This window comes from Allosaccharopolyspora coralli (genome assembly GCF_009664835.1).
In the GTDB taxonomy this organism is placed as follows: Bacteria; Actinomycetota; Actinomycetes; order Mycobacteriales; family Pseudonocardiaceae; genus Allosaccharopolyspora; species Allosaccharopolyspora coralli.
In genome coordinates, this window is record NZ_CP045929.1 from 4362563 (window position 1) to 4385963 (window position 23401).

At 67.4% G+C, this 23401-nt stretch carries 23 protein-coding genes and 3 tRNA genes; 2 read left to right on the plus strand and 24 right to left on the minus strand.

Annotated elements, in window-relative coordinates; all coding sequences use genetic code 11:
• Positions 1 to 29: 29 nt before the first annotated feature.
• The 13 genes from GIY23_RS20305 to rplJ all read right to left on the minus strand — a co-directional run bounded on the left by GIY23_RS20305 (position 30) and on the right by rplJ (position 12906).
• Positions 30 to 1121 (minus strand): prolipoprotein diacylglyceryl transferase, encoded by a 1092-nt coding sequence (locus tag GIY23_RS20305; protein ID WP_154078119.1) that lies wholly within the window; start codon positions 1119 to 1121, stop codon positions 30 to 32.
• Positions 1122 to 1223: 102 nt separating this feature from the next.
• Positions 1224 to 1760 (minus strand): hypothetical protein, encoded by a 537-nt coding sequence (locus GIY23_RS20310; RefSeq protein ID WP_154078120.1) that lies wholly within the window; start codon positions 1758 to 1760, stop codon positions 1224 to 1226.
• Positions 1761 to 1817: 57 nt separating this feature from the next.
• The gene (locus tag GIY23_RS20315; protein ID WP_154078121.1) at positions 1818 to 2924 is read right to left on the minus strand and encodes an MlaD family protein; all 1107 of its coding nucleotides are present in this window, start codon (positions 2922 to 2924) and stop codon (positions 1818 to 1820) included.
• Complete coding sequence (locus GIY23_RS20320; protein ID WP_154079010.1) at positions 2924 to 4144, minus strand: MCE family protein; 1221 nt, start codon at positions 4142 to 4144, stop codon at positions 2924 to 2926. Before GIY23_RS20320 ends, GIY23_RS20315 begins: the two co-directional genes overlap by 1 nt.
• An 11-nt stretch (positions 4145 to 4155) precedes the next feature.
• The gene (locus tag GIY23_RS20325) at positions 4156 to 5364 is read right to left on the minus strand and encodes an MCE family protein (RefSeq protein WP_154078122.1); all 1209 of its coding nucleotides are present in this window, start codon (positions 5362 to 5364) and stop codon (positions 4156 to 4158) included.
• Positions 5361 to 6341 (minus strand): MCE family protein, encoded by a 981-nt coding sequence (locus GIY23_RS20330; protein ID WP_154078123.1) that lies wholly within the window; start codon positions 6339 to 6341, stop codon positions 5361 to 5363. Before GIY23_RS20330 ends, GIY23_RS20325 begins: the two co-directional genes overlap by 4 nt.
• A complete protein-coding gene (locus GIY23_RS20335; RefSeq protein ID WP_154078124.1) occupies positions 6338 to 7366 on the minus strand; it encodes an MCE family protein in 1029 nt (342 codons plus the stop codon). The genes GIY23_RS20330 and GIY23_RS20335 overlap by 4 nt, the downstream gene beginning before the upstream one ends.
• Complete coding sequence (locus tag GIY23_RS20340) at positions 7363 to 8745, minus strand: MCE family protein (RefSeq protein WP_154078125.1); 1383 nt, start codon at positions 8743 to 8745, stop codon at positions 7363 to 7365. Before GIY23_RS20340 ends, GIY23_RS20335 begins: the two co-directional genes overlap by 4 nt.
• Positions 8742 to 9581, minus strand: coding sequence for an MlaE family ABC transporter permease (locus tag GIY23_RS20345; protein WP_154078126.1), 840 nt, complete (start codon positions 9579 to 9581; stop codon positions 8742 to 8744). Before GIY23_RS20345 ends, GIY23_RS20340 begins: the two co-directional genes overlap by 4 nt.
• 5 nt (positions 9582 to 9586) lie before the next feature.
• Complete coding sequence (locus GIY23_RS20350) at positions 9587 to 10354, minus strand: MlaE family ABC transporter permease (RefSeq protein WP_228717746.1); 768 nt, start codon at positions 10352 to 10354, stop codon at positions 9587 to 9589.
• A 62-nt stretch (positions 10355 to 10416) separates the two neighbouring features.
• Positions 10417 to 11631 (minus strand): ABC transporter ATP-binding protein, encoded by a 1215-nt coding sequence (locus tag GIY23_RS20355; RefSeq protein WP_154078128.1) that lies wholly within the window; start codon positions 11629 to 11631, stop codon positions 10417 to 10419.
• Between the two features lie 306 nt (positions 11632 to 11937).
• Positions 11938 to 12324 carry a 50S ribosomal protein L7/L12 gene (rplL, locus tag GIY23_RS20360; RefSeq protein ID WP_154078129.1) on the minus strand — a complete coding sequence of 129 codons (387 nt, stop codon included), beginning with the start codon at positions 12322 to 12324 and terminating at the stop codon, positions 11938 to 11940.
• A 60-nt stretch (positions 12325 to 12384) separates the two neighbouring features.
• Entirely contained in the window at positions 12385 to 12906 is a 522-nt protein-coding gene (gene rplJ / locus GIY23_RS20365; RefSeq protein WP_154078130.1) for a 50S ribosomal protein L10, read from the minus strand.
• Positions 12907 to 13257: 351 nt separating this feature from the next.
• On the opposite strand from rplJ, the gene GIY23_RS20370 reads away from it, so the two are divergent.
• Complete coding sequence (locus GIY23_RS20370) at positions 13258 to 14091, plus strand: hypothetical protein (RefSeq protein ID WP_154078131.1); 834 nt, start codon at positions 13258 to 13260, stop codon at positions 14089 to 14091.
• Between the two features lie 305 nt (positions 14092 to 14396).
• Here GIY23_RS20370 and rplA read toward each other — a convergent pair whose 3' ends face one another.
• The 5 genes from rplA to GIY23_RS20395 all read right to left on the minus strand — a co-directional run bounded on the left by rplA (position 14397) and on the right by GIY23_RS20395 (position 17358).
• A complete protein-coding gene (gene rplA, locus GIY23_RS20375) occupies positions 14397 to 15116 on the minus strand; it encodes a 50S ribosomal protein L1 (protein WP_154078132.1) in 720 nt (239 codons plus the stop codon).
• 72 nt (positions 15117 to 15188) lie between these two features.
• Complete coding sequence (rplK, locus tag GIY23_RS20380; RefSeq protein WP_154078133.1) at positions 15189 to 15623, minus strand: 50S ribosomal protein L11; 435 nt, start codon at positions 15621 to 15623, stop codon at positions 15189 to 15191.
• 152 nt (positions 15624 to 15775) lie between these two features.
• Positions 15776 to 16651, minus strand: a complete 876-nt coding sequence (gene nusG, locus GIY23_RS20385) for a transcription termination/antitermination protein NusG (RefSeq protein ID WP_154078134.1) — start codon at positions 16649 to 16651, stop codon at positions 15776 to 15778.
• Between the two features lie 122 nt (positions 16652 to 16773).
• A complete protein-coding gene (secE, locus tag GIY23_RS20390) occupies positions 16774 to 17178 on the minus strand; it encodes a preprotein translocase subunit SecE (RefSeq protein ID WP_154078135.1) in 405 nt (134 codons plus the stop codon).
• Positions 17179 to 17285: 107 nt separating this feature from the next.
• Positions 17286 to 17358 (minus strand) — tRNA-Trp (locus tag GIY23_RS20395).
• A 204-nt stretch (positions 17359 to 17562) separates the two neighbouring features.
• Here GIY23_RS20395 and GIY23_RS20400 point away from each other — a divergent pair.
• Entirely contained in the window at positions 17563 to 18801 is a 1239-nt protein-coding gene (locus GIY23_RS20400) for a pyridoxal phosphate-dependent aminotransferase (protein WP_154078136.1), read from the plus strand.
• A gap of 149 nt (positions 18802 to 18950) precedes the next feature.
• Here GIY23_RS20400 and GIY23_RS20405 read toward each other — a convergent pair whose 3' ends face one another.
• The 6 genes from GIY23_RS20405 to GIY23_RS20430 form a co-directional block, all read right to left on the minus strand.
• Complete coding sequence (locus GIY23_RS20405) at positions 18951 to 19373, minus strand: MaoC family dehydratase (RefSeq protein WP_154078137.1); 423 nt, start codon at positions 19371 to 19373, stop codon at positions 18951 to 18953.
• Positions 19370 to 19834 (minus strand): MaoC family dehydratase N-terminal domain-containing protein, encoded by a 465-nt coding sequence (locus GIY23_RS20410; RefSeq protein WP_154078138.1) that lies wholly within the window; start codon positions 19832 to 19834, stop codon positions 19370 to 19372. Before GIY23_RS20410 ends, GIY23_RS20405 begins: the two co-directional genes overlap by 4 nt.
• A 110-nt stretch (positions 19835 to 19944) precedes the next feature.
• Positions 19945 to 20109 (minus strand): 50S ribosomal protein L33, encoded by a 165-nt coding sequence (rpmG, locus tag GIY23_RS20415; RefSeq protein WP_154078139.1) that lies wholly within the window; start codon positions 20107 to 20109, stop codon positions 19945 to 19947.
• Between the two features lie 86 nt (positions 20110 to 20195).
• Positions 20196 to 20268, minus strand: a tRNA-Met gene (locus GIY23_RS20420).
• A gap of 78 nt (positions 20269 to 20346) precedes the next feature.
• Positions 20347 to 20419, minus strand: a tRNA-Thr gene (locus tag GIY23_RS20425).
• Positions 20420 to 20514: 95 nt separating this feature from the next.
• A complete protein-coding gene (locus tag GIY23_RS20430) occupies positions 20515 to 23151 on the minus strand; it encodes a putative bifunctional diguanylate cyclase/phosphodiesterase (RefSeq protein ID WP_154078140.1) in 2637 nt (878 codons plus the stop codon).
• Between the last annotated feature and the right edge of the window lie 250 nt (positions 23152 to 23401).

Consider the following 23401-nt stretch of genomic DNA (forward strand, 5'->3'; position numbering starts at 1 on the left):
GAGTGCCGTTCGCTCGGTGTGCGTGAGGGTCAGCGCGGGTTGATCTGGCTGATCTTCCAGCTGTCGCCTTCCTTCTGCGCCGTCACCGACAGCTGCGCGGGGCCGATGTTGTCCTGACCGTTGTCGGTGCGGACCGCGTTCTGGTCGACGAACAGCAGCACCTCGGCGCGATTGCCGTCGAGCTGGGTCACGCCGCTGGCCTTCACCGTCGTGGTGACCACCAGTTTCTGGATCGGCGCCTGCTCCTTCACGGTCGTGAACAGCTCGTTGTACTCACCCACGGCGTCCCCGACGAGCAGGTCGTTGGCGGCCTTCTCCGTCTTGCCCGTGTCCGCGAAGTCGTACGAGAACAACTTCTCCACGGCGTCGCTGACCTGTCCGTTGACCTCGCTCGTGCGGGCCGGGTCGACCAGCGCCTCGTTGTCGCCGCCCGCGCTCCAGGCCGCCTGGCTCGCGATGAGGAACCACACCGCGAGCGCGGCGCACACGGCAGCCGCACCGAGCAGAATCGGAACGAGCGGCGACGTCCGGCGCTTCGCGTCGGTCGCGCCGTCACCCTCGGCCGAGGCCTCGGACGATGCGGTCGTCGCCTCGCCGTCGGAGCTGTCCTCGTCCCGGGAGGTGGTGTCGGACTCACCGGGCAGTGTCGCGACGGTGACGGTCTCGTCGTCGGCGCCTGAATCCGATCCCTGGGGGTCCGGCCGGCCTGCGTCCTCAGCGCCGTCCGTCGGCGCGCTCTGTTCGGTGTCCCCCGACTGCGCCGAAGAACCGACCGCCGTCGCGGCCACGGCAGTTGCGCCCGCGGCTCCGACGGCGGTCGCGGCGCGGTCGGTGTTCCCGTCGTCGGACGCGCGCGATTCGGCGTCCGAACTGTCGGTTTCCGCGGGGCCGGTCGATGGGCTCGACCCGGCGTCCGAACTGTCGGTTTCGGGTTCAGCGCCGGTGGCCACACCGTCCGTTGTGGACGTTGCGGTGTCGGCGCCACCGGCGGTTGCGGTGTCCTGCACTGGGTCCGGTGTGTCGGATTCCGTTCCGACCGCGGATTCCGGAGTCGCGGATGTCTGGTCGACCGACTCCTCGGTCCCGGCGGCCGCGCCCTGCTGACGGCTCCGGTTCCGCATACCAGCGACGCGGGGACGCCGCGGCTCCTGCGGGGTGCGTCGAGATGGTGGCAACGGATCTACTCCTCGAACAAAGCGGTGCGCGTAGGCAGGTGGCTGGGGTCAGCCGACGGCGACGGGGCCGAGACCGCTGAGCTTCCACTGCTCGCCCTCGCGGGTGAGCTCGGCCTCGTAGCGGCTGCGCTTCTCGGACGGCTGCTGTCCCTCTGGCTTTTGCACGACCTTGACCACGGCGATCATCTTCGCCTTCCCCGCACGGCGGTCGAGCTCGGTGACCGCGGCGTCGACGACCTCGGCTTCGGTGGTCGTCTTGGCCTGCTGGATCTGCTGGGCGTTCTGCTCGCGCCCCCGCTCGACCTCCTCGCGCAGCGGGCCGGTGGAGCTGGCGACCCATTGGTCGAAGCCCCGCTGCACGTTCTTGTGGTCGAGAGTGTTGAAGTTCAGGATCGCCTGTCGACCGTCCTCCATCACCTGGTTGCGCTCGACGGCGAAGGCGACCGAGTCGTCGTTGGCGGCCAGCGCCCAGGACGCGCCCAGTCCGCCCGCAGCCGCGGCGCAGACCACGAAGACCACGACGGCCGCGACCAGTCCGCGCGGCCTGCGGGCGCGGGCGGTTTCATTCTCGGTTTCGGTCGACATCTCTCCACTCTTTCGATGTCGGGGTCTGGGTGCGTCGGCGGTCGTCCGCCTCGTCCGTTACTGGCCGGGGCCGTTCTGTGCCCCTCGGACGCTGGAATCGCTACCCCGCGGTTCCGCACAGTACGCGTCGCTGTTGAGCGGGACGGGAGCGAACTCGTTGCCTGCCCGCTTCTCCGTGGCCTCGTAGCCTGCGGTGCACGGTGCCGGATCGTTGGCGTTGAGGACCATCCCGAAGTGGGACGTGCCGTCACCTGGAACGACACTGTACCCACCGCCCGCGACCAGCGGGTAGGTGACGAACAACTGCTCGACGTTGTCCTGCTTGGTGGCCAGCAGCTCCGAGGTACTGGCCAGGTTCGCCAGCAACGGCCCGATCTGTTCGCCGTTGTCCTCGAGGAAACCGCTGACCTGGCGAGCGGTGCCGGGACCACGTTCCACGACCGAACGGAAGTCACCGTCGGAGGCCTTCAGCTGCTCGGACAGAAGTCGCAGGTCACGGCTGAACGAGGTGATCGCCGAACCCTGCTCGTTCTGAGTTCGCAGCGCCGTCGTGCCGTCGGAGATCAACTGTTGGGTCTCCGGAAGATGTTGCTGCGCCTCGGCGGTGAATTCCCTGGTCGTGTCGATGATGGTCTGCAGGTTGCCGCCGTTGTCCCGGAACGCGGTGCCGAGTTCGCTGACGACGGTGCGCAGCGAGTCGGCAGGCACCGACTTCACGAACGAGTCGAGGTTGAGCATGATGTCCTCGACCGGTACGGGAGTCTGCGTCGATTCCTGCGCGATGACCGAGCCGTTCTTGAGGAACGGCCCGTCGTCGGTCTTCGGACGCAGATCGACGTACTGCTCACCGACCGCGGAACGGTTCGCGACGACCGCTTCGACATCGGAGGGGATCTTCGGCGCGCTGGGTTCGATGTCCAGCGGTACCTCGATTCCCTGGGCGGTCAGCTGGAGTTCGCCGACGCGGCCGACCGGAACCCCGCGATACGTGACTTCGGCGTTGCTGAAGATCCCGCCGGAATCCGCGAGTTGCATCGTCACCACGTAGCCGCGCGGGCCGAACAACCGGTCCAATCCGGCATAGCGAGCACCCGCGAAGCTGACGCCGACGAGTGCGATGAGAATGAAGGCGGCGATCTGCAGCCGCGTCCTGCGGGTCAGCATCAACTACCTCCACTCAGCAGGCCACCGAGCGGCCCGCCGGACTCTTCCCCGCCGTTCTGCGGCGGCGGGGGCGGTTCGGGCGACTGCTGTCGCTCGGACCCTTCCAGGCCAGGCAGAAGCCCCGGCCCGGGGACCTCAGGGAGTTCCGGCGCAGGCGAAGGCGGCAGGGCGAACGGCGTTGAACCCTCCGGCGGCGGTGGCGGCGAACCTTCGACGATGTTGCCGATGATCGTGGACAGGTTCATGTCGATGTTGACGTAGAGGTTGGTGTAGTCGCCCTTGATGCCCTCGACGGCCGCGTCCGGGAACGGGTACGTCAGCAGAATCTCGAACGCCTTCGGGAAGTTGTCGCCCGCGGCTTCGAGCTGTTGCAGCGTGGGCTGAAGCTGTTCGAGGTTGTGCACCAGGTCGTCCTGACTCTGGTTGACCACGTTCGTGGCAACGCCGGAGAGTCGATCCAACGACTGCAACATGGTGACGAGTTGGCCGCGCTGCTCGTTGAGGACCTGCAGGCCGGGTCCGAGGTCGCGCAGCGCCGTGTCGATGTCGTCACGCTGAGCGTTGAGCGTGGCGCTGAGCCGGTTGACGCTGTCCAGTGCGCGAGTGATGTCCCCACGCTGCGCGTCGAGACCGCCGACGAGTTCGTCCAGGTTCCCCAGCAGCGACTTGATGTCACCGCCGCGTCCTTCGAGGGCCGCGTTGAGTTCCTGGGTGATGTTCTGCAACTGGCCGACGCCGCCCCCGTTGAGCAGCAACGACAGTGCGCCGAGCACCTCTTCGACCTGCGGGTTGCGGTTGGTTCGCTCGATCGGGATGAGGTCGTTGTCGACGAGCTGACCGGCGCCGCCCTGCGGCTCCGGTGGTGGGGCCAGCTCGACGTACTTCTCGCCGAGCAGGCTGGACTGCCGCACGCGTGCCACGGCGTTGGCCGGCAGTTCGACGTCGCCGTTGACCGAGAGCGTGACCTCGGCGTTCCAGCTTCCGTCGGCGAGCCGCACGTCGTCCACCCGTCCGACGGGGACGTTGTTGACCCGCACACCGGCGGCGGGCACCAGGTCGAGCACGTCGCGGAACTGCACCCGCACCTGGTAAGGGTCGTCGCCGATGTCCGCACCGCCCGGCAACGGCATGTCGTTGGCGCCTTTGAACCCGCAGCCGCTGAGCAGCAACAGACCCACTGCGGTTGCGGCCACCGCCTTGAGGGTGCCGCTGCGGGACATCAGAACCCTGCTCACTGGCCACCTCCAAGCTTGGTCAACCCGTCCAACGGAAGGGCCGGCGCACTCTGGGTGCCGGAATCACCTGGTGCGCCTTGCCCGCCGAGCAAGTCAGGCGTGAGCGGCTTGCCCTGACTCAGTAGCTCGTCGACCTTGCCGCACGGACCGAGCAGCTGCTCCGGGAAGGGGATCCCTTGCTTTTCCTGCTTGTCCTTCACCAGTTGACACACCGACACCAACGGCGGTTGGGCCATCTGGTTCATCACGGCTCGCGTATCGAGCGTGCCGGAGGAGGCATTGTACGCGTTCTGGAGGTTCCCCAGAGCCACCGGCGCGTGGTCGAGCGACTTCGCCAGTGCCGCCTTCTGGTCCACCAACACCTGCGACACCGAAGTCAGTTTGTCTACATTGGACTTGAGGGCCTCGCGGTTGTCGCGAATGAAGCTCTCCACCTTGTCCAGCGCGACCGCCAGCTCCGCCAGCGCCGCACCGAGGTCCTCGCGTTCTCCCGCCAGCAACGAACTCACGTCCTGCATCTGGGTGTTGAACTCGCGCACCTTCGCGTCGTTCTCGGCGAGCATCGTGGTGAACTTCTGCAGGTTCTCGACCGTGGCGAACAGTTCCTTGCTGTTGCCGGAGAGCGTCTTGCCCGCATCGCCCAGATTCTGGAGCATGTCGGAGAGCGCCTTGCCGTTGCCCTTGAGGTTCTGCGCCGAGGTGTCCAGCAGTTCACTGAGCGCGCCGTCCTTGTTCGCCCCTTCCGGGCCGAGCGCGGTCGAGAGGTCGTTGAGGCTCTTGTACACCTGATCCAACTCGACCGGCGTCGCCGTGCGCTCCTTCGGGATCGTCGCCCCGTTCTGCATCTGCGGCCCGCCCTTGTAGACGGGTGCGAGCTGCACGTAGCGGTCGGCGACCACGCTCGGCGTGACGACCAGCGCGTTCGCGTCGGCGGGAACCTCGACGTCGTTCTCCAGGTCGAAGGTCACCTTCACCGTCTCACCCTGGGGCTGGACGGTGTCGATCGACCCGATCGGCACGCCGAGCATCCGCACGTCCCCGCCCGGGTAGACGCCGACCGCGGCGGAGAAGTAAGCCGTGATCTTGCGTTCGGCCGCGTTCGAGAACACCCACCACGCGGCACCGGAGATCACGAGCGCGAGCACGCACAGGATCGCGAGGCTGCGGGCGCCGAAGCGGCGCCCGGCCACAGCTGCTGGACTCATGGGTTACAGCCCTCCGGGTTGATCGGGCCGACCGCGGGCGGCAACAGACCGCAGATGTAGGTGTCGAACCACCGGCCGTTGCCGAGCACATTGGAGAACAGCCGGGTGAACGGCTCGAACTTCTGGATGCTCGCGTCGAGGCTCTCCTGGTTACGCTCCAGCATCCCGGTCACTCGCTCCAACTGCTGCAGAGTCGGGCCGAGCTGCGCCTGGTTGTCGTCGACCAGCCCGGTCAGCTCCGCCGAGAGTGCTCGGGTGCCGTCGAGCAGGCCGCTGATCGCCTCCCGCCGATCCCGGATCTCCTGCAGCAGCAGGTTTCCGTCGGCGAGCAGCTTCTCGAACTCCGCGTTGCGGTCGGAGACCGTCTTGGAGACCTGGCTCGTGTTCTCCAGCAACTTGCGCAGCTCGTCGTCGCGTTTGGCGATCGTCTGGGACAACGCCGAGAGACCGTCCAAAGCACCGCGCACCTCGTCCGGGGTGTCGGAGAAGGTGTCCGACATGACCCGGAAGCTGTCCGCGAGCTGGTTGGTGTCGACCTGATCGACGGTCTGCGAGAGCCCCTGAAAAGCCTCGACGACATCGTAAGGAGCCATGGTCCGTTCCATCGGAATCGGCTCCGAAGTGGACAGCTCCTCGAGTCCCTTCGGCTCCAGCGCGAGGTATTTCTGCCCGAGCAACGTCTTGATCTTGATCGCGGCACTGCTGTTGTCGCCGACCCATCCCTGGTCGACGTCGAAGGTCACCAGCACGTGGTCGCCTTCGAGCTCGACGTCGCGCACCGTTCCGACCTTCACGCCGGCCACCCGGACCTCGTTGTCGGCCTTGAGTCCCGCGGCCTCGCTGAAGTGCGCCTCGTAGGTCTTGCCCCCGATCAGCGGCAGATCCTGGTAGTTCATGGCCGCGAAGAACCCGAGCACCAGCACCAGTACGCCGGCCACACCGATCTTGAGTGGATCGCGTTTCTGAAAACTCATCATCGGCGACACCTCGGCTGCGTCACGGGCTGCAACGGCACGTTGATCTTGGTGTTCTCGCCCACGTCGACCTGGCCGCCTGCCTTGCACAAGTAGAAGTTGAACCAAGAACCGTGCGTGGCGGTCCGCGTGATCGTGTCCAGCTTGTTCGGCATGTTCTTCAGAACCCGCTCGGTGATGACCTCGTTATCGTTGAGGTTCTTCGCCAGGCCCCCGAGCCGGGCGATGTCTTCCTTCAACGGGGGACGCGCCTCGTTCAGCAAGCCGGCGGTCGTGTTCGTCAGCCCGTCCAACGCGGTGATCGCGTCCCCGATCGGCTCGCGGTCGGCAGCGAGGCCGGACACGACCTGCTGGAGCTGGACGATGAGACCGCTCAGTTCCTGGTCCCGCGCGTTCACCGTGTCCAGCACGCCGTTGAGGTTGGTGATCACCTCACCGATGACCTGATCCTTCTGCGCGATCGTCGAGGTCAGCGACGCCGTGCGGGCCAGAAGGCTCTCGACGGTGCCGCCCTCGCCCTGTAGAACCTGGATGATCTCGAAGGACAGTTTGTTGACGTCTTCCGGCGACAAGGCCTGGAACAGCGGTTTGAACCCGCCCAGCAACGCAGTCAGGTCCAGTGCCGGCTTCGTCTGTTCCTGCGGGATCATGCCGCCCGCGGGCAGGTAGTCGCCCGGGTTGCCCGGCCCCTGCTCCAAGGCGATGTAGCGCTGCCCGATCAGGTTGCGGTACTTGATGATCGCCTTCGCCGACTTGGGAACCCTGCGTTCCCCCACGGAGAAGTCGACCTCGGCTAGCCGGTTGTCGTGCACCCGCACCGCCTCGACCTCGCCGACCTTCACACCCGAGATCCGGACCTCGTCACCCTCCTCGAGAGCCGTGGCGTCGGTGAACCGCGCCGTGTACGAGTCCGACGCGCGCAGGTCGGTGTTCGCGATCGTCAGGACGAGCACGAACGTGGCCAACAAGGTGACCAACACGAAGATGATGAACTTCGTGAGCGGTCCCGCGATACTCCGAGCGTTCATCGGTAGCTCACCTCCGCTCCGCGAAGCACGGGTCCGACCAGCAGGGAGCCCCACTCGGGCACCTCGTTCGCGGGCACGCCCATCGTCGGGGCGAGCAGCGCCGAGACGAAGTCACGTTCCGCCGGGGAGTTCACCACGCCCAGCCCCGAGCCGGTTCCCTGCGGCGACGTGCTCTGCGGCCCACTGGTCTGCGCTTCGCCGCCGGTGTTTGGCGGCTTGCCGGACGGGCCTTCGACGGTGTTCCTGGACGGCGGCGGTGTGGAGCCGTCTTGGATCGGCCCCCCGTCGGATTCCGGCGGGTACTGCGGGAACGGACTCGGCAGCTGGTCGTGCGGGTAACAACGCGGCCCGCGCTTGTCGTTGAACTCCGGTTCGTCCTGGTTGGGCTCGTACTTGCCACGGTTCTGGTTGACCTCCAGCGTGATGTGCAGGCCCGGTTCGTTCGTGCCCTTGCCGAAGACCTCGTTGACCCGCGGGACGAACTCGGCCATCTCCCCGAGAAAGCACGGGTAGGACGGCGAGTATTTCGCCAGCAGGTCCAGATTTGGCCTGCTCTGTTCCCCGAGCCGGATGATGTTGTCCCCGTTGGCCTCCAGGAACGCCGTCATGTCGTTCGAGGTGGTGGTCAACTGCGAGTTCAGCGTGGCCAGGTTGTCCCGCTGCTCGACCATGGTCCGCGAGGTCGTCGAGAAGTTCTCCAGCGCGTTGAGCAGGTCCGGCGCGGCCTGCTCGTAGGTCTCGGCGAAGCCCACCAGCTGCTGCAGGTTCTCCTGCAGCTGCGGCACCGACGGGTTGAATCCTTCCAAGTAGGTGTTCAACTGCGACAGCGTCTCACCGAGCGGCTTGCCGCGACCCTCCAACGCCTGGCTCAACGCGTTCAGCGTCGCGGCCAGGTCGTCCGGCTGCACCGCCTGCAACACCGGCATGGTGTCCGCGAGGACCTTCTCCAGCTCGATGGACGCCTTCGAGCGGTCCTGCTGGATCACGTCACCCGAGGCGATGTTGTCGGCTCCCGCGTTCTGCGGCAGCTCCAACGAGACGTACCGCTCGCCGAACAGCGTCTTCGGCAACAGCCGCGCCGACACGTTCGACGGGATCATCTCCGCCTTGTCCGGTTCGATGGCGAGCTGCATCTCGGCCCCGTCGCCGTTCGTCGCGATGTCACGGACCTCACCGATGATCATTCCGCGCACCTTGACGTCGGAATTCGGCAGCAGCTGGTTCGCCGACGACCCCGCCTGCAACGTCACGTCCACGGTCGACCGGAACGCCTTCTGGTAGCTCGCGACGGTGAGGCTCAGGAACAACGCGATCACCACGAGCAACGCGACGCCCAGCATCCGGCGCCGCACCGTCTTCAACGCACCCTGTGCACTCATCCCGCGATCCTGACCGTCGTCGTCGTGCCCCAAATGGCGAGGCTCAGGAAGATGTTCAGTACCGCCGTCGTCACGATCGCGGTCCGGACCGCGCGGCCGACCGCCACACCGACGCCGGCAGGGCCGCCACTCGCGCGGTAGCCGTAGTAGCAGTGCGTCATGATCACGACGACGCTGAATATGAGGACCTTGCCGAAGGAGTACAAGACGTCCTCCGGGGGTAAGAACAGGTTGAAGTAGTGGTCGTAGGTACCCGCCGACTGCCCGTAGAGATACACGGTGACCGTGCGGGAAGCCAGGTACGAGGTCAGCAGACCCAGCACGTACAGTGGGATCACCGCCACGAAGCCCGCCATCACCCGCGTGGTCACCAGATACGGCAGGCTCGGGACACCCATCACTTCCAGCGCGTCGATCTCCTCCGAGATCCGCATCGCGCCGAGCTGCGCGGTGAAACCGGATCCGACGGTCGCCGACAACGCCAGCCCCGCCACCAGCGGCGCGATCTCACGGGTGTTGAAGTACGCCGAGATGAACCCCGCGAACGCCGAGGTGCCCAGCTGGTTCAGTGCGGCGTAGCCCTGCAGACCGACGACGGTGCCGGTGAAGACCGTCAGGCCGATCATCACGCCGACGGTGCCGCCGATCACCGCGAGCGCACCGCTGCCGAAGCTGACCTCGGCCAGCAACCGCAGCGTCTCCTTGAAGTACTGCGTGATCGCCTTCGGGATCCACGCCAGGGCCCGCAGGTAGAACGACATCTGGTCGCCCAGGTCGTCCAGTGTGTCCAGCGGACGACGCGCCGCCCGGCGCGCACGTTGGGTCAGGGTCGCCACAGTCCTCACATCCCCTTGGGTGGCACGATGTTGAGGTAGATCGTGGTCAGGATGAAGTTCACCGCGAACAACAACAGGAACGTGATCACCACGGACTGGTTCACCGCGTCACCCACGCCCTTGGGGCCCGGTGGCGGATTCAGACCGCGATACGCGGCGACCACCCCCGCGATGAACCCGAAGATCAACGCCTTGATCTCACTGATCCACAGGTCCGGTAGCTGCGCCAGCGCGTTGAAACTCGCCATGTACGCACCGGGCGTGCCGCCCTGCAGGATCACGTTGAAGAAGTAGCCGCCCATCACGCCGACGACGCTGACCATGCCGTTGAGCAGCACCGCGACCAGCATCGCCGCGAGCACCCTCGGCACCACGAGACGCTGCACGGCGGAGACGCCGAGCACCTCCATGGCGGCGATCTCGTCGCGGATCGTGCGGGACCCGAGGTCCGCACAGATCGCCGAACCACCGGCACCGGCGATGAGCAGCGCCGTCACGATCGGCGCCGCCTGCTGAATGATCGCCAGCACGCTCGCCGCGCCGGTGAACGACTGCGCACCGATCTGCCGGGTCAACGAGCCGAGCTGCAGCGCGATGACGGCGCCGAACGGGATCGCCACCAGGGCCGTCGGCAGGATCGTCACGCTCGCGATGAACCAGCACTGCTGGATGAACTCGCGGATCTGGAACGGACGCCGGAAGATCCCGACGAGCACGTCCAGCCCGAGGGCGAACAATTTCCCGGTCTCTCGCAGCGCGGGAGCTCCCGGCAACGAAGCCGACCACTTCGGACCACGCGGACGACGCGGAGCGGTCCGAGGACTCGCCTGCGTCGTCACTTCCCGCCCCTCTTCCGGCCGAACCAGCCGCGCTTCGCGGGTTGCTCGGAAACGCTCTCACCGGGAGCCCAGAACGCGTCGTCCTCGGCACCGGACGTACGGGGAGTCGGGCTCGGGCGCTGTCCCTGCGCCGCCCCGGCGGGCACCTTCGCGACCTCTTCCGTCGACAGCGAACCCGCCATCGACTCGGTCCGCTGATTCGGCGGCCGGGTCACGACGCCGGAGTCGGTCACGCCGTAGCGCTGCTTCTCCTGCACCGTCAGGGTCGACAGGATCTCCTGCTGCGCGGCCGGCGTCAGCGACCCCAGGTTGGCCATCACCCGGTCCTGGCGGCGTTGCACCGCGGTGCGGCGCGGCAAGCCCTGCGAGACGTCGAGCTGCGGGACGATGTGCGGCACGCCCTGATCCTTGCCCAGCTCCGCGAGCTCCGCGGCCATCTGGCCCGCGTCCTTCTCCTCGCTCATGCCGATCGGGCCCTGGGTGCGGCCGTTCAGGAACTGCTCCACCACCGGCTCGTTCGAACTCAGCAACACCTCGCGCGGCCCGTACATGACCAATTCCCGGCGGAAAAGCATGCCGATGTTGTCCGGCACGGTCCGCGCCGTACCGATGTCGTGCGTGACGATCAAGAATGTCGCGTCGACCTGAGCATTCAGATCCACGATCAGCTGATTGATGTACGCCGTACGAACCGGGTCGAGACCGGAATCCGGCTCATCGAAAAGAATGATCTGTGGATCCAGCACCAACGCGCGCGCCAAACCGGCCCGCTTGCGCATACCACCGGAGATCTCGCCGGGGAGTTTCGACTCCGACCCGACGAGGCCGACCATCTCCATCTTCTCCATCACGACGTCCCGGACCTGGGACTCGCTCTTGCGGGTGTGCTCCCGCAGCGGGAAGGCGATGTTGTCGTAGAGGTTCATCGAGCCGAACAGGGCGCCGTCCTGGAACAGGACACCGAACATCTTGCGGATGTCGTAGAGGTCACTGTCCGAGCAGCTGCACACGTCGACCCCGTCGATGACCACCTGCCCCTCTTCCGGCTTCAACAAACCGATCAGGGCCTTCAGGAAGACCGACTTACCGGTACCCGATGGGCCGAGCAGAACGCTGATCTCGCCGGGGGGAAGCGTCAGGGTCACGTCCCGCCAGATGGTCTGCGCGCCGAAGGACTTCGACAGCCCCTCGACGACCACCTTGACACCCATCCGCACCTCCGCATTGATCCACAGTCGTGCTCGCGTTTTTCACTCCAACGGCGGCACTGTCGCACACGTGATGCACTCAACGTAGGTTGCCCCCGTCACACCCGTACAACGAGCACGACGCATCACGGTTACTCGCGGGTTGGGAACTGGGTTTCTCCAGGTTTCTCGTGCCTGCTGTCCGAATCTCCGTTATCGAAATGAAAGTTTCGGCGGGGATTCGTCACACACGAAAAACGGGGCGGTCACCCACACAGGATGACCGCCCCGTCACTCAGCGCATTCGCGCGTCGAGTCATCGAGCGTCCGTCACTTGACGGAGATCTTGGCGCCCGACTCCTCCATCTTGGACTTGATCTCGTCCGCCTTCTCCTTGTCGACCTTCTCGGCGATCGGCTTCGGAGCGTTCTCGACGAGCTCCTTGGCCTCCTTGAGGCCCAGGCCGGAGACGACCTCACGGACGACCTTGATGACCTGGATCTTCTTGTCGCCGGCGTCGTCGAGGATGACGTCGAACTCGTCCTGCTCCTCCTCGGCCTCAGCGGCAGCCGGGGCCGCACCCGGGGCCGCGGCCGCGACCGGAGCGGCGGCGGTGACGTCGAAGGTCTCCTCGAACTGCTTCACGAACTCCGACAGCTCCAGGAGGGTCATCTCCTTGAAGACGTCCAACAGCTCGTCGTTGCTCAGCTTCGCCATGGTGGCGTTCCTTTCACTACAGCGCCCGCACCAGCGAGCGGATCACTCGGGTGGGGTGGATCAGCCTTCGTCGGACTTCTTGTCCTTCAACGCTGCGGTCATCCGCGCGACCTGCGACGCCGGAGCGGCGAACAGGCCGGCAGTCTCGTTGAGCTTGGCCTTCATCGCGCCGGCCAACTTGCCGAGCGTGACCTCACGCGAGTCCAGGTCGGCGAGCGCCTCGACCTCGGAAACCGAGATCGGACGGCCGTCCATGTACCCGCCCTTGATCACCAGGGCTTTGTGGTCCTTCGCGAACGTCTTCAGCGCCTTGGCGGCGTCGACCGGCTCACCCTCGATGAAGGTGATCGCGGTCGGACCGACGAAGAGGTCTTCGAGGCCCTCAACGCCGGACTTCTCAGCAGCGCGCTTGACCAGGGTGTTCTTCGCGACCCGGTAGGTCGCCCCCGCGCCCAGCGAACGGCGGAGATCCACGAGCTGCGACATCGACAGCCCGCGGTACTCGGTCACGACCGCAGCGGTCGCAGTGGTGAACCGCTCCGCGATCTCGTCGACCGCGTCGACCTTCTCGGCCTTCGCCATGTCGCCTCCTCTCTCTGCTTCGCGACTCTCACAAGCCGGTCAGCCGAGTCCCGAGACGACAAAACGCCCCGGCGCAGCAGGCACGGGGCGTCACACGAGCATGGGCGCGCGGCGTGCGCGCCTGATGAAGAGCCTCGTCCTCCTGCGCGGGCCGCCCGCATCGCACGGGACCTTCGTTCTACCCCGACGCACCGGACGGAACGACGGGGAGAAGACCAGCGGTCTCTGGTGGAACCGTCAGCCAGCATACGCGACCCACGCGCAGGCTCCGTATCCACCCCTGCGCAGGTCATCCACGGAAGATCCGGACGGGGTGCCGAGACGGCCACCGGGCACGGCATCATGGTCGTCGTGGCCGACCCGAACGAGCCGACGCACAGTCCGCGCGGACACGACGCCCAGGACGAGGTCCTCGACGCGGAGATCGTCGACGAGCCCCGCCGCGACGACGCCGGCCGGGACGGTCCCGCCGCGGGCGCGTCCGGATTCCGCGACGACGAGGAGTACCGCCAGTACCAGGAGTTCCTGGAGTTCCAGAAGTTCCGCGAATGGCAGCGGAACCGGAGCGACGGTGCTCGCACCTCGTTCACCGGCGAGACCAAGCGCTCACGTGAGCCGCAGGCCCGTCCCCGGTGGAAGCGAGCGCTCGGGCTCCTGCGCTACAAGACCGTCCGCCGACTCCTGTATCTGCTCGTGGCGGTGCTGTTCGCCTGGTGGCTGCTGCACTACCTGTTGGGCGACATCATGGACAACGGCGACAGCACCGCTCCGGATGGCGGCACTCCGGGCAAACAGGACTTCTCCACCGCGCCCATCCCGTCGGCCGATCCGGCGACCGCCGTCGCGGGGGTCTACAACTACGTCGCCTACAACCGGGCAGGCGACGCGTGCGCTCTGTTCAACGAGGCGGGCCGACAGGCTTTCGCGGACAGCTACGGCGCTGCGAGTTGCGTGGCAGCCGTGCAGCGGATCAACGCGGACGTCGCCGACCCCGTCCAGTACCCGAACATCAAGATCGGCCGCGACGCCGAAACCACCGAGGGCGGGAACTCCTCGGTCTCCTCCTGCGGACTCGACGTCCAGGGCGGGCCCCGCCTCGGGATGTTCCACCTGACGCAGAACGCCAAGGGTGGTTGGCTCATCGCAGGCCACGAGCACGAACCCGCCGACTGCCTCACCGGCTGACACCCACCGAGGCGAACGGCACTCTCGCCTCACGAGACGAGGCGAACGTGCCGTTCGCACCAAACGCACATCTCGTGGAGCGAACGGCACTCTCGCCCCACCAGACGGAGCGAACGGCACTTTCGCCCCACCAAACGAGGCGAACGTACCGCTCGCACCCAACACACATCTCGTGGAGCGAACGGCACTTTCACCCCACCAGACGAGGCGAACGTGCCGTTCGCACCAAACGCACCTCTCGACGCGGAGACGACGACGGGGCCGCCACCTTCCGGTGACGGCCCCGTCGTCGATGCGGTCGCCGCTCAGGCGGAGACGGTCTCCTCGAGCAGGTTGCGCGTGCGGTTCGGGTCGACCGGGATGCCCGGGCCCATCGTCGTGGTGAAGGTGACCTTCCGCAGGTACCGGCCCTTCGACGTCGACGGCTTGGACCGCAGGACCTCGTCCAGCGCGGCCGTGTAGTTCTCCACCAGCTTGCTGGTGTCGAACGAGGCCTTCCCGATGATGAGGTGCAGGTTGGCCTGCTTGTCCACGCGGAAGCTGATCTTGCCGCCCTGGATGTCCTCGATCGCCTTCGTCACGTTCGGGGTGACGGTTCCCGTCTTCGGGTTCGGCATCAGACCACGCGGGCCGAGCACCCGCGCGATCTTGCCGACCTTGGCCATCTGGTCCGGCGTGGCGATCGCCGCGTCGAAATCGAGCCAGCCGCCCTGGATACGCTCGATCAGGTCTTCGGACCCCGCCGCTTCCGCACCGGCGGCCTCGGCCTCGGCGGCCTTGTCGCCCGTGGCGAACGCGATGACGCGGACGGTCTTACCAGTGCCGTGCGGCAGGTTCACGGTGCCGCGGACCATCTGGTCTGCCTTCCGGGGGTCGACGCCCAGACGCAGGGCCACCTCGACGGTGGGGTCCATGTTCGTCTTGGCGGTCTTCTTCGCGAGCTCGACCGCTTCCTTCGGCGCGTACAGCCGTGTGCTGTCGACGAGCTCGGCGACTTCCCGGTATGCCTTGCTGCGCTTGGTCATGTCTGTCCTTCGAAACGGATCAGTCGTGGTGACGGGCTGCGCTGAGCCCTCCCACACGTGCGGATGGGGTGGTCAGCTCTCGACGGTGAGACCCATCGACCGGGCGGTACCGGCGATGATCTTCGCTGCCTGGTCGGCGTCGTTGGCGTTGAGGTCGACCATCTTGGTCTGGGCGATCTCGTGGATCTGGTCCATGGAGACCTTGCCGACCTTGCTCTTGTGCGGTTCGCCGCTGCCCTTCTGCACTCCGGCAGCCTTGAGCAGCAACTTCGCGGCCGGCGGCGTCTTCAACTTGAAGTCGAAGGACCGGTCCTCGAACACGGAGATCTCGACCGGCACCACGTCGCCGCGCTGACTCTCGGTCGCGGCGTTGTAGGCCTTGCAGAACTCCATGATGTTGACGCCGTGCTGACCCAGCGCCGGACCGACCGGCGGCGCCGGGTTGGCCTGGCCTGCCTGGATCTGCAGCTTGATGATCGCTGACAGTCGCTTCTTCTTGGGCGGCATCTCGTACTTCCTGTACTCGCTGTCCTGTCGTCCGTCCCCGCCGTGATCGGGGTACGGACCTGGTGGCGTGCGGCGCGGCTGACGCGACCGCACGTCGTCCGTTCCTGCGGAGCACCTCCGCAGCCGTCCGAGCTCCCCTGCCGGGGAGCCGGTCAGATCTTGGAAACCTGGGTGAACGAGAGCTCGACCGGCGTTTCCCGGCCGAAGATCGACACCAGCACCTTGAGCTTCTGGTTGTCGGCGTTGACCTCGCTGATCGTCGCGGGAAGGGTCGCGAACGGCCCGTCCATGACGGTGATCGACTCGCCGACCTCGAAGTCCACCTCGGGCGCCTGCTCGCCACTCGCCGGCTGCTGCTGGGGTGCCTTCTTCCCGGTCTCCGGCTTGGCTTCCTTCTCGACCCGCGGGGCGAGGAACTTCAACACGTCGTTGATGGTCAGCGGCGACGGATTGTTCGTCGCGCCGATGAACCCGGTGACACCCGGCGTGTTGCGCACCGCGCTCCACGAGGAGTCGTTGAGCTCCATCCGCACCAGGATGTAGCCGGGCAGCACCTTGCGCTGCACCGTTTTGCGCTGACCGTTCTTGATCTCGGTAACCTCTTCGGTGGGCACCTCGACCTGGAAGATGAAGTCCTCGACGTCGAGCGTCTGCGCACGCGTCTCGAGGTTCGTCTTCACCTTGTTCTCGTAGCCGGCGTAGGAGTGCACGACGTACCACTCGCCCGGAGCCCGGCGCAGCGCGGCGCGGAGCTCCTCGACCGGGTCGGTCTCCTCCGGCTCGGCGTCGGCGGTCCCCTCGGCACCGTCAGCCGCGACGGCCTCGTCGGCACCGGCCGTGGACTCGTCCGCGGCCTCGGTGGCTCCGCCATGGTCGTCGGTCGAGACGGTGTCCTCGCCGGAGTCCGCGGCCTGGTCGGAACCGACGCCCTCGTCCGACTCGGTCTCCGCCTCGGCCGTTTCCACGGCCTCGGCGTGCACCTGCTCGTCGGACAGGCTGGCCAGTTCCTGGCCCTCGTGGGAGGTCACTGTCGGTCTCGCTTCCTCTCGTGCGTTCGCGTCCGGTTGTGGACGACACAGCTACTCAGCTGACGACGCTAGTCGCTCATCGGTGGACGCCGCAGCGTCGCCGACCGGACGCCGACCGGTGCTCAGCCGAACAGCCAGAGCACGCCCCGGGCGAAGAGCAGGTCCACTCCGGCGATGAACGACACCATGACGACGGAGAAGACCAGCACCACCAGCGTGTATTGCACCAACGACTTGCGCGTCGGCCAGATGACCTTGCGCAACTCGGCGACGACCTCGCGGACGAACCGCACGACCGTCGCGATCGGCGAGGTCCGGCCCTGCTGGCGGCCGTCCCGTGCGGGAGTGGCCCGTCCCTTGGGTTCCGTCGTCGCCGCGCCCGCGTCGTCCGAGCCCGATCCGGCGCTTCCCCGCCCAGCGGCGGACGAGCGGGCGGAGGCACGGCGTTCCCGCCGCGCCGCGGCGCCGGACGGACGGGACGCTTCCTCGTCGTTCCCGTTCCGCTCCTGCTCGCGGTCCTCGCTCACGCACCCTCCTCGCTAGCGCTCGTCGGACGCATGACCGGCGTCGCGCACGCTCACGGTTCCCGGGAACCGCGGACGTCCATCTCTTCCGCTCACCGTCTGCATCGACGCAGGGGTGACAGGACTCGAACCTGCAACCTGCGGTTTTGGAGACCGCTGCTCTGCCAATTGAGCTACACCCCTTCGCGGCCTCTCGACCACAGCACGGGACACCCTCATCCTACGTCGTCGGTCGCTGGCGATGACGACGTTGAGACGATCCGGGCATCCCGCGGCGCAAAGTGTACGACATGCGTCGACAAGCGTTCCACAGAGCCCCCGGCGACGGCTCGCCGCGCGCCGGGCAGCCTGCAGGAGACCGCAGCTCATCTGCAATGATGTCATTCCATGTCCGCACCTGACGCACAGTCCCCAGACAGCACCGCCGCGCGACGGGTCTCCGCGCGCATCGGCGGTATCAGCGAGTCGGCGACACTGGCCGTCGACGCGAAGGCCAAGGCGCTCAAGGCCGCCGGCCACCCGGTGATCGGGTTCGGCGCGGGCGAGCCCGACTTTCCCACGCCGCAAACCGTCGTCGAGGCCGCCGAGCAGGCGTGCGCCGATCCGCGCAACCATCGCTACAGCCCGGCCTCCGGTCTGCCGGAGCTGCGCGAGGCGATCGCGGCGAAGACGCTGCGCGACTCCGGCTACGCCGTCGACGCGAGCCAGGTACTCGTCACCAACGGCGGCAAGCAAGCCGTCTACCAGGCGTTCGCGACGCTGCTCGACCCTGGCGACGAGGTGCTGCTCCCCGCCCCGTACTGGACGACCTACCCGGAGGCGATCTCGCTCGCGGGCGGTGTGCCGGTAACCGTGGAGACCGACGACTCGACGGGGTTCGTCGCGACCGTGGAACAGCTGGAGGCCGCGCGGACCGAGCGCACCAAGGTGCTGCTGTTCAACTCCCCGTCGAACCCGACCGGCGGGATCTACCCGCGGGAGCAGATCGAGGCGATCGGCCGCTGGGCGGTCGAGCACGGCGTCTGGGTCATCACCGACGAGATCTACGAGCACCTCACCTACGGCGACGCCGAGCACGTGTCGATGCCCGTCGTCGTACCGGAGCTGGCCGACACCTGCGTCGTACTCAACGGAGTCGCGAAGACCTACGCGATGACCGGCTGGCGCGTCGGCTGGATGATCGGACCGACCGACGTGATCAAGGCGGCGACGAACCTGCAGTCGCATCTGTCGTCGAACGTCTGCAACGTCGCACAGCGGGCGGCGTTGGAGGCCGTGAGCGGCTCACTCGACGCCGTCGCGGACATGCGCACCGCGTTCGACCGTCGCCGCCGGACGATCGTGGACCTGCTTTCGGCGATCCCGGGGGTCAGCTGCCCGGAGCCGCAGGGCGCGTTCTACGCCTACCCGTCGGTGAAGGAGCTGCTCGGCAAGGAGATCCGTGGGTCGGTGCCGAACACCAGCGTCGAGCTGGCCGCGCTGATCCTCGAGCACGCGCAGGTGGCGGTCGTGCCGGGTGAGGCGTTCGGCACGCCTGGCTACTTCCGCCTTTCCTACGCGCTGGGCGACGAGGACCTGGCGGAAGGCCTCCGCCGCATGGCAGACCTCCTCAAGGAAGCCAAGTAGCCGGGCGGCAAATTCGCGCGAATTTGCCACTTCTTGTGCGAAGTGCACAGGGGGTGGGGCTGCCTGCCCGCCTGCCTTCTGGTGCGAACGGCACTTTCGCCTCGTGTCGCGGGGTGAAAGTGCCGTTCGCCTCAGCGGTCCTGGCGGAGTCAGGGTAGGCGGACGTGGGCTTGGGCTCCGCCGAGAACGGCTTGGTCGGCCGCCTTGGCCGTGATCGTCACCTTGACGGTGCCGTCCTCGTTGATCGCGGCGACCTTGCCCGTGACGGTGATCTCCGTACCGACCCCGTCGTCGGGCACGACGACCGGCCGGGTGAAGCGCACGGAGTAGCGCGCGACGGCCCCGGGATCACCCGCCCATTCGGTGACGATCCTGCCCGCCAGCGCCATCGTGAGCATGCCGTGGGCGATCACGTCGGGAAGGCCGACCTCGGTGGCGAAGCGTTCGTTCCAGTGAATCGGGTTGAAGTCCCCGGAGGCACCCGCGTAGCGAACGAGGTCGGCGCGCGTGACGGGGACCGTGAGCGCGGGCAGTTCGTCGCCGACCGTCACCTCGGAGAGTGTCGGTGTCATGCCTGATCCCCTTCTTCGGCGGTGCCGCGGGCGACGAGCAGCGACGTGGCGGTGCACACGCGTTCGCCGTCGACGCTGCCGACCTCGGCCCGCACGGTGAGGAAGTCGTTGCCCGCACGGGCCATGATGTCGTCGACGTGGACGACGGTGACGAGTCGGTCGCCCGCACGGATCGGCCGGTGGTGGACGAACTCCTGCTGGCCGTGCACGACCCGGCTGTAGTCGAGACCGAGCTCCGGGTCTCCCACCAGTGCGTCGTGGGCGCCCATGGACAGAATCACCGCGAAAGTGGGCGGTGCGATCACGTCCGGGTGGCCTGCGGCCTTCGCCGCGTCGGTGTCGCGACACACCTCGGAGTCGTCGTGGACGGCGTCGGCGAATTCGCGGATCTTCTCGCGGCCGACCTCGTAGGGCGGCGTCGGTGGGTATTCACGTCCGATGAATGCTTGATCGAGCGGCACGCCAGCAGGTTACCGGAGCGGCGGAGCGGGACGCGCAGACGCGAGAACCCGCCGCGGCGATTGCCGGGCGGGTTCGTCGTCGTGGTCGGATCGGAGTCGATCCGCTGCGGTCAGCGGGTCTCCTTGTGCACGCGGTGCGTGCCGCAGTTCGTGCAGAACTTCTTCATCGCCAGCCGGTCCGGGTCGTTGCGCCGGTTCTTGCGGGTGATGTAGTTGCGGTTCTTGCACTCCTCGCACGCCAGCGTGATCTTCGGGCGGACATCGGTGGTGGCCACGGCGGTGCCTTTCTCTGCTCGGCGCTGCTGGTGCGACTGTTTCCGCGTCGCGGTACTCGGTGCTCGCGGGGATCAGCCGGGGACGGTAGCGGTGGCCGGACTTGAACCGACGACACAACGATTATGAGCCGTTTGCTCTACCAACTGAGCTACACCGCCTCGCGTGTGACACACGGTATCCCACGCCAAAACAGCCGCGGTACCCAATTTTACCCGAGCAGCCACGGCTGTCTGTCGAGCCCCATTACGGAATCGAACCGTAGACCTTCTCCTTACCATGGAGACGCTCTACCGACTGAGCTAATGGGGCGTTGCTCGTTGCCGAACGAGGGGAACTCTACACACCCCGTCGGCACTGCTCCCATCCGGGGTCGGCTTCACCGAAAGTGCTGGTCATCGTGGCATTCACTGCGCGAGCGTCAAGATCGTCTCGTCCGCCGGGCCGACGCCGCGCTCGGTCCGCGCGTGCAACCACGCCTCGAAGCGATCCTCGGACAGCGGGCGCGAGATCAGATACCCCTGCGCGATGTCACAGCGCATCGTGACGAGCTGGTCCCGCGCGGCGTCGTCCTCGACTCCCTCGGCCACGACCACGAGGTCCAGCGAGTGCCCGAGCTCGACGATGGAGCGCACCACCGCCATGTCGCCGAGATCGGTGCCCATGCCCAGCACGAAGCTCTTGTCGATCTTGACCTCGTCCACGGGCAGCTGGCGCAGGTACGCCAGCGAGGAGTACCCGGTGCCGAAGTCGTCGACGGCCAGCACCACGCCCATCGTCCGCAGCCGCCGCAGCACCGGCAGGGAACGGTCCGGGTCGGCCATGACACTCGACTCGGTGAGCTCGAAAGTGAGCAGTTCCGGCGGCACGTTCGCCTGCTGCAGTGCTTCGGCCACCCGGTCCGGGAACGACTCGTCCGCGAGGTTGCGCACCGACAGGTTCACCGCCGCCGACATCCGCAGTCCCCGGTCCATCCACTCCCGGACCTTCGTCAGAGCCCGCTCGAGCACGAAGAACGTGAGCGCGTCCACCAGCCCGGTGGCCTCGACCACCGGGACGAACTCGTCCGGGCTCAGCCGTCCGTACTCGGGATGCGACCACCGGACCAACGCTTCGGCACCGACGAGCTTCCGGTGCGGCAAGGCGACCTTCGGCTGGTAGTGCACCTCGATCTGACCCGCGTCGAGCGCCTGCCGGAACTGGGTGACGAGCTGGAACCGGCGCAGGAACACCTGCCCCATCGCCGTGGCGTACCGACGCACACCGTCGTCGCCGTTGCGCGCCGCGCGCACGGCCAGGTCCGCGCGCTGCAGCAGGGTGTCGACGTCGGTCTCGCTCTCCCCGCCGTCGTCCGGTGCCGGACTGGCGTAACCGGCGACGCCGGTTGCCTCCACGACCAGCTTGTCCAGCGGATACGGCTCGGAAATGACCTCCCGCACCTGCTCGGCGACGTCGTGGGCCTCCTCGTCGGAGTGGTCCAGCAGCAGGGCCGCGAACGAATGGGCCTCCAGCCGAGCCAGCGGCGCTCCGTCGCCGAGCGTCTCCCGCATCCGGTGACCCGCGTGCACCACCATCCGGTCGCCCCACGTGTACCCGACCGCTTCGCTGACCTCCGTGAGCAGGTCGAGGTCGACGCGCAGCACCGCCGCGTCACCGCCGTTGCGGAGCACCTCGGCGGCGACCTCACGGAACCCGGTGCGGTTGAACAATCCCGTCAGCGGGTCGTGGTAAGCGTCGTGACGCAACCGGGCAAGCAGCCGCCGGTTGTCCATCGCGGTGGCCAGGTGACTCGCGAGGGTGTGCAGCAGCCGGATGTCGGCCCGTCCGAATCCGCGCCACCGGCTGACCCGGTCGTGAACCTCGACGGCACCGAGCAACTGGCTGGCTCCCCGCAGCGGGACGGCCAACGACTCGTACGCGCCGCGCTGGCGCAGCGCACGTCGCACTTCCTCCGGGGCGTCGTGAGCTCGGAACGAACGGGCGTGACTGCCCGGCAGCTGCATCAGAGGGTCTTCCCGCAGCGCGTGCGGCCCCGCCTGCTCCGCGGCCTCCGGCAGCGGTTCCCCGGCGACGAGAGTGCTGACTTCCCCGGTCGGTCCGAGCCGGAGTCGCAGCACGACCCGGGTCGCGTTGAGCTGTTCACGGATGCGTTCCGCGACCGGTTCCCACTCCGCCATCGGGTCCTGCTCGACGAGCGCGGAACCGGACGGCCCACGGGTGGCGGTCTGTCCGGACCGGGCGACGCTGAGGCTCACGTCGCTGAGCGACTCCAGGTCGCGCTGTTCCCGCAGCAGCCCCGAATACGCCCGGTACAGGCCGAAGACCGCCGCGGACAGCAACGCCACCAGGGCCCATCCCCACGGCGTCATCACCGCGACCTCGTAACCGACGAGCCCGACGGAGGTGTTGAACACACCGATCACGAGGGTGCGCACTCCGAGCCGGACCCCGGCGGTGACGCGCGTCCCGCCGCCGAGCGCGTGCAGGGCGGCCAATGCGAAACCGCAGCTGAGCAGGGAACACGTGAGCGTGCCGACCGCGGCGCCGAACCAATCGGGCGCGACGTCGCCCAGCGAGCGAGTGATCGCGTGCGCCGTCGCGAACGGCACCGCGATCTCCAGGCCCATGACGCCCGCGTTGTAGACCATGTGGGTCGAGGCTCGCCTCCCGACCTGTGCGACGAGCCCGGCGATCAGGTTGGCCAGCAGAACGACCTCGAAGGGCGCGGTGAGCAACCCGATCAGCAGCGGGATCTCGGTGAACGAGATCGTCCAGCCGACCCGTTTGACGTCGATGTCGATGGTGAGCTGCTCGGCGAGCAGAAACCCGAGCGTCAGGCAGGCTCCGATGAGCAGCAACTGCGGGTCGTAGTCGAACGGCAGCCACACCGAGGTCGCCACACACGCGACGACGCCCGCGACGAACACGCTCAACGAGAACCAGAGGAAGACCTTGCGACGTCCCGGCTCGACCTCGGCTCGCACCGGCGGCCTGGGTGCGTCGGGAGGCGCATGCGGGTCGAGGGAGCGATGACGCTCGATCATCCACCCTCCTGCGTCGCTGGCACCTGCGGCGTTGCGTCGGACCGACGGCGCCGGGCCGTTGTCGCCGACGATCGTGACGCACGACGGGCAGGCTTGAACAGTGCCAGTTGTCGGCAGTGGACGCCGCCGCACGCGCGAGGCACGGCCCCACTTGCACGACACGACTGCTCAAACTGGACGCCCGTGCGGAACTGACCTGCGGAGAAGGCACACCGAGACCCGGGCCCGTCCGAGAGGCCGACTCCGCACC